This is a genomic window from Streptomyces sp. SID5910, assembly GCF_009862125.1.
Classification (GTDB): domain Bacteria; phylum Actinomycetota; class Actinomycetes; order Streptomycetales; family Streptomycetaceae; genus Streptomyces.
In genome coordinates this window covers 1-8,508 of record NZ_WWHX01000536.1, presented here as the reverse complement: position 1 = coordinate 8,508, position 8,508 = coordinate 1, and the positions used below count along the sequence as shown (strand labels likewise).

The 8,508-nt window shown below is 72.9% G+C and carries 7 protein-coding genes; 3 read left to right on the top strand and 4 right to left on the bottom strand.

Annotated elements, in window-relative coordinates:
- The 3 genes from GTW67_RS37760 to GTW67_RS18820 form a co-directional block, all read right to left on the bottom strand.
- Positions 1-220: hypothetical protein (locus GTW67_RS37760; protein ID WP_237518925.1), on the bottom strand; the 220-nt coding region annotated here is incomplete at its 3' end.
- Positions 221-432: 212 nt separating this feature from the next.
- The gene (locus GTW67_RS38585) at positions 433-516 is read right to left on the bottom strand and encodes a putative leader peptide (protein WP_351136315.1); all 84 of its coding nucleotides are present in this window, start codon (positions 514-516) and stop codon (positions 433-435) included.
- 63 nt (positions 517-579) lie between these two features.
- Positions 580-1,809: an ROK family transcriptional regulator gene (locus tag GTW67_RS18820; RefSeq protein ID WP_161165982.1), complete on the bottom strand. Its 1,230-nt coding sequence runs from the start codon at positions 1,807-1,809 to the stop codon at positions 580-582.
- Between the two features lie 535 nt (positions 1,810-2,344).
- Here GTW67_RS18820 and GTW67_RS18815 point away from each other — a divergent pair.
- The 3 genes from GTW67_RS18815 (at position 2,345) to GTW67_RS18805 (ending at position 6,835) form a co-directional block, all read left to right on the top strand.
- Positions 2,345-3,331, top strand: coding sequence for a TauD/TfdA dioxygenase family protein (locus GTW67_RS18815; protein ID WP_161165981.1), 987 nt, complete (start codon positions 2,345-2,347; stop codon positions 3,329-3,331).
- Positions 3,328-4,746, top strand: coding sequence for a sulfatase-like hydrolase/transferase (locus GTW67_RS18810; protein ID WP_161165980.1), 1,419 nt, complete (start codon positions 3,328-3,330; stop codon positions 4,744-4,746). Before GTW67_RS18815 ends, GTW67_RS18810 begins: the two co-directional genes overlap by 4 nt.
- Positions 4,747-4,816: 70 nt before the next feature.
- Positions 4,817-6,835: an NB-ARC domain-containing protein gene (locus GTW67_RS18805; protein ID WP_161165979.1), complete on the top strand. Its 2,019-nt coding sequence runs from the start codon at positions 4,817-4,819 to the stop codon at positions 6,833-6,835.
- Here GTW67_RS18805 and GTW67_RS18800 read toward each other — a convergent pair.
- Positions 6,832-8,508, bottom strand: a 1,677-nt coding sequence (locus GTW67_RS18800) for a CDP-glycerol glycerophosphotransferase family protein (protein ID WP_346010687.1), incomplete at its 5' end; no start/stop codon positions are given. The two genes, GTW67_RS18805 and GTW67_RS18800, sit on opposite strands and share 4 nt — an antisense overlap.

The window sequence follows — 8,508 nt, the reverse complement described above, 5'->3', positions numbered from 1 at the left end:
TGGACTCAGACTCGGAGACGGCCGAGCGGCAGCCCGCCAGTCCCAGCCCGAGGAGCAGGGTGCCACCGCCGGCGGCGCGCAGCGCGGTCCGCCGGGAGGGTGTGGCGGCAAGGGAAGGGTACGACTCGGTCATCGGATGCCTGCCTGTGACGATTCGAAGGACGATGAGGTGACGTCGGGACACGGCGAACGGCGCCGCGCGCTCGACGTCGCGGATCATTACTTCCGCTGCGAGCGGAATGCATGGCTGCGAGGTCGTGCGAACGGCTCACGGTTCGGCACGGAAGTGCGCGCGTCGGCGCTGCCGGCGGGGATCGGCGTCTACGGACGATCCGCGATGCTCAGCGCGTTCGGGCGCGTGTCAGGAGAGAGGGTGCGTGGGCGAGCCGGAGGCGTCGGCGGGAAGACGCGGTGCGCTCGCGGGCGTGGTGATCAGACGCGGACGGCACAGACCGCGCTGGCCTGCCGACACAGGTCGACGTGCCTGCGGGAGACGAGGCGCTTGTCTGGATTCACGCCAGCAATATGACAGTGACCTCGTCCGGCGGTCAACGACGCTGTCCGTCCAGTGAGACGACCTCAGTCGTTCCGCTTCGTCTCCGCCCTCTCCTCCATCGTCCGCAGTGGCGCCCTGAACAGGGGGTTCAGCAGTACGGTGCCGGCCGCGACGGGCAGCGTGGCCGGGCCCGCGTGGGGGCTGACGATGCGCTCCGGGTCGTCGCAGACGGACGAGAGGTCGACGGCGGCGCCCCGGATCTCCTCCAGGTACTCGGCGTTGAGGATGCTGGCGTGCTCGGTGACGACCACCAGCTCGGGGTTGACGACGTCGAGCAGCAGAGCCACCGCCCTGCCCACGGCCCGGGCCCGCTCCCGCAGCAGCCGGTCCGCGCGCCGGTCACCGGCGGCCGCCGCGTCCACGACCAGGAAGATGTCGGGTTCCGGCACGATCCCCCGGCGCGCCGCGGTCGCCGCGACGGCGGTGTTCGACGCGGTCGCCTCCAGGCAGCCGGAACGGCCGCACGGGCAGGGGACGGTGGAGTCGGGCACGGGCAGGTGCGCGACGTCACCCGCCGCCGAACCCGGCCCCTGATGCACCACACCGGCGATGCCCAGGGCCGCGTCCACGACATTGCCGACGAAGAGATGGACGAGACTGCGCCGTGCGGCCGGCCTGCCGAAGAGGATCTCCGACTGGGCGATGGCACGCGCGTGGTTGTCGATCCGCACGGGCACACCGCCCAGGCCCTCGGTGAGTTCCGCGGCCAGCAGCCGGTACCGCCAGCCGAGTGCCTCATGCCGGACGACCGATCCCCGCACCGGATCGACCCAGCCGCCCAACGCCGCGCCGACTCCCAACAGGGGCCTTTCGCCTACGTGTTCGGCGAGGAAGGCGCGCAGCTCGGCGGCGACGGTGGCCGGCAGCAGCTCCCGGTCCAGTCCGTCGTGCGGGACGAAGCGCCGGGCGAGCACCCTGCCCCGCAGGTCGACCAGGCCCAGCGTCGACGCGGGCACCCCGAGGTGCACGCCGCCGGCCACCGGCCCGCCCACCGCGCCGAGGTGCAGGTCGATCGGGATCTGCGGGCGTCCCACGCCCCGGCCCTCGACGAGGTCGGGCAGTTCGCGCAGCAGTCCCGTGCGGGACAGGTCGGTGGCCTGCCGGGACACGGCGGCCGGGCTGAGTCCCGACAGCCGGGCGACGGCGCCGCGGGCTACCGGGCCGTGGTCGAGGACCGTCCGCAGCACGAGGGCCGCGTTCGCCTCGCGCCGGCCGTCGCCGACCATCCGGGGAGGGTGGGGGGTGGACGTCATCGATGCCTCTCCACGTTGCGGGGACATGAAATCCCGAAGCCGGTCGCGGGCCGCCCCGCAGAGGGGGCGCCAAGGCGTCGGATCCTTCGGTTCGGCACCTGAAGTCGCCTGGTCAGAACGGTTTTTGAGGACCGACGGCCAAGTGCCGTGCAGAGGGAATTGAAGCACCCCGGGGCGGTGTCCGGCGCCCGGTCCCCGACCTTGACGATGCTCGCCGAGCCCTGCCAGTCTCCGGGACATGCTCACCACGGCCGCTTGCGAGTCGCGGCTCGGCACCGCAGCCTGGGGCACCGCCCCGGCGCTCTGTCCGAGCCTCTGTCGGGCTGCCGCCGGCGCCTGAACCGCGCGTCCCGCTCCGCGACCTCGCGCCGCCGCCATCGTCGTCGTAGCACCCCCGCCCCTCGCGAGACCCGGCATCCGCTCCCGTCGCGCCGCTTCCGGGCGCGGTCCCTGCCTCACCCCAATTTCTTCCCCTCAGGAAATAACTGCACGCGAGCCGACACGTGTCGCTCGCGCTCCAGGAAGGACACCCCGCATGACCACCACAGCCTCGGCCCCCGCCGTCACCGTGCAGAAGGTCGGTGGCCGGCTCGGCGCCGTCCTCTCCGGCGTCCGCCTCGACGGCGACCTGCCCGCCGCCACCGTGGCGGAGATCCGCGCCGCCCTGCTCGCACACAAGGTCGTCTTCTTCCGCGGCCAGGACCACCTGGACGAGGAACAGCACGAGGCCTTCGGTCGGCTGCTCGGCACGCCGGTCGCCCACCCCACCGTCCCCTCCGCCGACGGCCGTTACTCCTTCCCGATCGACTCCGACTACGGCGGCCGCGCCAACCAGTGGCACAGCGACGTGACCTTCGTCCCCGCCTACCCGGCCTTCTCCATCCTGCGCGCCTCCGTCGTGCCCCCGTACGGCGGCAACACCCTGTGGGCCAACACCGCGACCGCGTACGCCCGGCTGCCCGAGCCGCTGCGCCGCCTCGCCGACGAGCTGCGCGCCGTGCACTCCAACGACTACGACTACGCCGCCCTGCGCCCCGACGCGCTGCCCGAGCAACTGGTCCGGTTCCGCGAGGTGTTCACCTCGACGAAGTTCCTGACGGAACACCCCGTCGTACGCGTCCACCCGGAGACGGGGGAGCGGGTGCTGCTGCTGGGCAACTTCGTCCAGCGCATCAAGGGACTGACCGCGCCCGACTCGCGAGCCCTGCTCCAGCTCTTCCAGTCCCACATCGAGCGGCCCGAGAACACCGTCCGCTGGCAGTGGCAGGTCGGCGACGTCGCCATCTGGGACAACCGGGCCACCCAGCACTACGGGGTGGACGACTCCGACGACCACGAGCGCAAGCTGCGCCGGGTCACCATCGACGGTGACGTCCCCGTCGGCGTCGACGGCCGCGCCTCCGTGCTGCTGTCCCCGGAGTCGGTGCCGGACCCGGCGTTCGGCGCCGCGTCGGGCGCGTCGAACACGTCGGGTGCGTCGAACGTGGCGGGCGCCTCGACCGCGGAGGCCGCCACCGCATGACCGCGCCCCGTCGTCCCCACGTGATCGTGGTCCTCACCGACCAGCAGCGCTGGGACACCACGGGCGTGCACGGCAACCGGGCGGGGGTGACTCCCGAGTTCGACCGGCTGGCCCGCGAGGGCACGCTCGTCGAACACGCGATCACCCCCAACCCGGTGTGCGCGCCGGCCCGTTCGGCACTCCAGACCGGCCGGTACCCGACGGCCACGGGAGTCTTCCGCAACGGCCTGCCCCTCCCACCCGACGTGCCGACCCTCGCCGGGGTCTTCGACGCGGCCGGCTACGCCACCGGGTACATCGGCAAGTGGCATCTGGCGGGCGAGGACGGGCCCGACGGCCCGGTCCCTGCCGAACGGCGCGGCGGCTACCGCTCCTGGCTCGCCTCGGACCGGCTCGAGTTCACCTCCGACGCCCATCGGACGGTGGTCCACGACGAGGACGGCGAGCCGGTACGTCTGCCGGGCTACCGCTCGGACGCGCTCGTCGACGCCGCGATCCGCTTCGTCGCCGACCACCACGACCGCCCGTTCCTGCTCTTCCTCTCCCTCCTCGAACCGCACCACCAGAACCCGGCGGACGACTACCCGGCGCCGCGCGGCTACCGGGAGCGCTACGAGGGCCGCTGGGTCCCGCCCGACCTCGCGGCGCTCGCACCCGGCGCGCCGCACGGTGGGCCGTACCGCCACCTGGGCGGCTATCTGGGCCAGATCAAACGGGTCGACGAGGGACTGGGACGGCTGCGTGACGCCCTGTTCGGCCTGGGCATCGAGGACGACACGGTGCTGGCCTGGACGGCGGACCACGGCTCGCACTTCCGTACCCGCAACAGCGAGTACAAGCGCTCCGCGCACGAGGCGTCCGTACGGGTGCCGTTCGCCCTGACGGGACCGTCCTTCCGCGGCGGCGGTCTCGTCCGGCAGCCGGTCAGCACCCTCGACCTGATGCCGACGCTGATCGACGCGGCCGGGCTGACCGTCCCCGAGGGCCTGCACGGCAGGTCGCTGCTGCCGCTGCTGCACGGCGGGTCGGACCCGCGGCGCCCGGGCTCGGTCCTCGTACAGATCAGCGAGGACCACATCGGGCGGGCGCTGCGCACCGAGCGCTGGAAGTACGTCGTGAGGGCGCGACCGGACACCGACCCGTGGCGGGAAGCGGCCGCGGACCACTACCTGGAGACGGAACTCTACGATCTGGCGGCGGACCCGTACGAGCTGGACAACCTCATCGGGCTGGACTCCCACGCCGCCGTCACCGCCGAGCTGCGCGCCGCACTGTTCGGACAGCTGGCCCATGTGGAGGGGGCGAGCCCGCAGATCACACCGTCACCGACCCGGTCCGTCCCCCAGCGCAGCCCCGACACCCTGCCCCGCTCGGTGCCCTGGGAGGGGGTGCGGTTCGGCCACCAACGACCCTGACGCCAACCGCTAGAGTGCGTGATCGTCGGGTCGTTCTCGCAGTGCGCTGCGGAAGGTCGAGGGGGCTGTTGTGAGAGTCGAACTTCCACCGGAGCCGGTGCACTTCGTCAATCGTGACGACGAGCAGGAACGCGCCTTACGGGCCGTGGCGCAGTGGGGGGCCCGCTCCCGGCCGCTGGTGCTGGCACTGACCGGGCCCGGGGGGCTGGGGAAGACGGAGCTGGCCGTCCTCATCGCGCGTTCGCTGGGAGCGCGCCCCCCGTTCACCGACGGCGTGCTGTCCGTCGATCTGGACGACTTCCGGGCGGACGGCGTGCTGGACCCGGGCGACGTGATCTCGCATCTGCTGAGATCACTCGACGTGGCACCGGAGCAGGTGCAGGCCCAGTACGCGGCGCGGTGCGGCCAGTACTGGAACAGGACCTCCGACGCGAAACTGGTCCTGGTGCTGGACAACGCCCGATACGCCTCGGAGGTCGTTCCCCTGCTCCCGGCAGCGGGCTCCAGCGTGGTGATCGTCACGAGCCACGGCCCGCTCCACGACTTCGAGGCCGGCGCCGCGGTGAACCTGGCCCTGCCCCCGTTGGACGAGCGGGCGGCGACGGAACTGCTCGAACTGATCGTCCAGGACCACCGGCTGGCCGCGGACCCGGAGGCGGCCCGTGCGGTGGTCCGGCTGTGCGACGGCCTTCCCGCCGCCCTCCACGTGGCCGGCCGGTGGGTACGCACGCACCGGCTGCGTCCGCTCTCCCGCCTCATCGCCGACCTCGCCGCTGAGCTCGACGAGAAGGGCGTGCCCGGCGTGGAGCGGGTCTGGGACACGGCCTACGCCGACCTGTCCGGTCCGGCGGCCCACCTGTACCGGCTGCTGGCGCACCATCTCGGCGAGACGTTCACGCTCCACTCCGCCACCGCACTGTCGGGCCTGGGACCGGAGGGCTGCCAGGACGCCCTTGAGGAGCTGGACCGCGCCGGTCTGCTGGACCTGCGCCTGCTGGCGCTGACCGAGGCCGGCCAGATGAGACTGCCGAGGCCACTGCGCGCGCACGCCCTGCGCAGATCCCGCCAGGACGCGGGGCCCGGGGAGGCGGTCGAGGCGACGGCGCGGCTGCTGCGCTGGTTCGTCCGGCAGGCGCAACGGGCCGACCGGTTCGCGGCCGGCCGTCGCCTGACCGTCGTGGACCGCTTCGACCCCGTAGCCGGTGCGCCGGACGTTCCGCTGGAGGATCCGGAGACGGCCGTGGACGGCGAGGCCCGGGCCGCGTGTTCCGCACGCGCCGGCCGCTGGCTGGAGGAGGAGCGGCACGTGCTCTACGCCTGCTCCCGCCTGGCCTTCGACCGAGGGATGGACACCGAGGTCGTGGCGCTGTCCGAGCCCGTGTGGACGCACGCTCTGGACCACCCCCACCAGTCCGAGGCCACCGAGGCCCTCCGGCGGGCCGTCGACGCGGCCCTCCGGCACGGGGGACACGCGGGATGGCTCGTGCGCACACGCTGCCAACTGGCCAGACACCTGTGGGAGGCGCAGGAACTGGAGGCGGCCCAGGAGCAGATCGACGCGGCCATGTCCGCCCTCGAACTCCTGACAGGCTCCGAGCGGGACCGCAAACTCGCGGCGTCGGCCGTGGAGCACCGCGGAATGCTCAAGAGCGCCCGAGGCGAGTGGACTGCCGCCCTGGCCGACTTCACGGCCTCACGCGACCTGCACCGCGCGATCCCCAACCCCTACGGCGTCCTGCTCCAGACCTACCGGATGGGCGAGGCCGGCGCGAAGGCGGGCGACCTCGAGACGGCGCGTCGTCTGCTGTCCGAGGCGCACAGCGGTTTCGTGGCGGACAGACGCGAGAGGCTGATCGGACGCTCGGCGTTCGCCCTCGCCGACGTCCTGCACCGCCTCGGCCGGACAGCCGAAGCACGCGAGCTCTACCAGACGTCGCTCGGTCAGGCCGACAGGCGAGGCTCGGGCTTCGACCTGGCCCGCGTCCACGACGCCCTCGCCCAACTGGAAACAGCCGAAGGGCATCTGGCACAGGCCGAGGAGCACCGCGTGGCGGCCCAGACCTTCCGCAGACGCAACGGCCTGACCTAGACGACCTGCCCGGCCTCACCATCCGTGGCCGCGCGGAGAGTCACACGAAAAGCCCGCTCACCGACGAGGCAGTCCAGCACGATGCCGCCCTGTGGGGCGGACCGGCCGGACACCAGCAGAAAGTGCACGGCCGACAGCGCGACGGCCGGGTCGACGCGCGTGACCCGGCCCGCCCCCAGCAGGGGCTCGGCCTGAACGCTGTACGCCTGCTCATGACCGCGGACCCTGAGCAGGCACCCACCGGACGGCAACACCGCCGCCGCAGTACGACAGCCCGGGTAGGCGGCCAGAGCATGCCGCGCCCACCCGTCGGCGGTCCAGACGAGATCCACCGGAGCGGCGGACGCCGGCATCGGGCGGCGGAACAGCAGACCCGCGGAACGGGCGAGCCGCTCGCCGGCAGCACCGTGCTCCACGGCCAGGTGGTGACCGGGCGGCCCGATGCCGACCGGGTACCGGGTGACCCGGACGCCGGCCGCGGTGGCCGACACCTGGACATCGAACGCAGTCGGCAGACGCGTCGCGGGCGCGGGCGACGGCAGCAACCGCGGTGTGACGCCGGTGGCCGGCGGTGCCAGGCCGAGCAGGGCGTAGACCTCGGACCGCAGCCGGTCCAGGGCGTCACCGGCGTGCGCGAACGCGGCCTGCGCTGCCGCGTGGCCGGGACCCTGCCGGTACGTTCGCAGTGCGTCGATGACGCCCTCGGCCCCTTCCACCTGCGGTATTCGCTGCTGGAGCACGCCCATCGGGCTGGAGGGGATCAGCTCACCGCCGCCCGGGTGGACGCTCACGACTGGACGGTCCTGGGCGGCGCAGTAGTACAGGGCGGCGGAACCGTGGTCGGTGACCAGCGCGTCCGCGGCAATCAGGACGGAAGCCCACTCCTCGTGCGGGTCCGCCAGGAGCAATCCGGCGTCGAGGGCCGGTGCGAGGCGTTCGGACAGTTCGTACGTCCCCAGCCGGCTGCGCTCATTGGGATGGACGACGAGAGCCAGCTGATACTCGTCGTGCGGCAGTCGGCCCATGAGCTGGGCAGCCAGCCCGGGATGTCGTCGGATGAGGGACTCGGGACCCCAAGTGGAGGCCAGGACCAGCAGCTTGCGGGCGCCGGTCCCCAACGCCACCCGGTATCGCTCACGCAGTGACGTCGAGGCAAGGACGCGCTCCAGCGTGAGATCGCCGATCACCTTCGCGCGGTGAGCTGCCTGCGGGTCGGCGGCGGCCAGTCTGGCGACTTGGTCGGGGTGGGCCAAGGCGTGCAGCGCCAAGTGAGCACCGTCGTGCGGCCGTCGCAGGAACATCGGGTCGAGTCCGGACGCCGCGCCGGCCGAACCTTCGCTGCGGATGGCCTTGTTGAAGCCCGCACCGTGCGGGAGGAGGACATGCGGTCCCCGCAGCAGGCTGAGATCGCCTTTCGGGCTCGCGGCGACCACCAGGTCGAACGGGCGAGCGCAGGCTTCGCTCCACGGCACCGTGCGGGCCCCGAGGGCGTCGACCGCGGAGAAGGCGTCTGCCTCGAAGTCGGAGCCGGGGACAAGCGTGAACAGGCGAGTGATCCTGGCATCTCCCGAGAAGACGGGGAGAACATCGAGCAGGCGGTACAGCGCGACCGCCGACCGGGCCGCGAACAAGACCGTTCGCCCGTCGCCCGTCGCCCGTCGCCCGTCGCCCGT